Below are 528 nucleotides of genomic sequence, written 5' to 3'. Positions count from 1 at the left end.
ACGAGCTGGAGCTGCAGGGAGATCTCAACCTGGATGTGGAACTGGCAGGCAACCTGCGGGATCCCCATGCCCGCGGATCCCTGACAGTGGTCAACGCCCAGATCAACCAGGTGCCGCTGCGGGAGGTGGGAGGACAATTTGACTACCAGCGGGGGCAGCTGCGCCTGGACGGCGCCCTGCTGGCCAATGGTGACGAACCCATTCGCCTCTTTGGCCTGGTGCCCTACACCCTGCCCTTTGCCGAGGTGCGGGCCGAATCCGACCAGATCGACCTCACCCTGCAAGCCAAGCATGGCGGTCTGCGCCTGATCAACCTCTTCACCGACCAGGTGCGCTGGGAAGGCGGCCAAAGCCAACTGGAGCTGGCCATCCGCGGCACCTTGCGAGAGCCCAGCCTGCAGGGGAACTTGAGCGTCAACTCGGGGATCCTCAAGCTGGCAGCCCTACCGGAACCCATCACCGACCTGACAGGCCAGATTGCTTTTAACCTCACTCAACTGCAAGTCCAGGAGCTGCGGGGACAGTTGG

At 63.4% G+C, this 528-nt stretch carries 1 pseudogene; it reads left to right on the top strand.

Annotation, left to right across the window (positions count from 1 at the left end):
• A pseudogene (locus tag NW838_RS11620) lies at positions 1–528 on the top strand (translocation/assembly module TamB); the annotation flags it as partial.

This window comes from Synechococcus sp. R55.2, from assembly GCF_047462075.1.
Lineage (GTDB): Bacteria > Cyanobacteriota > Cyanobacteriia > Thermostichales > Thermostichaceae > Thermostichus.
The sequence above is the reverse complement of the archived record's forward strand: the minus strand, read 5'-3'. Positions and strand labels throughout refer to the sequence as shown.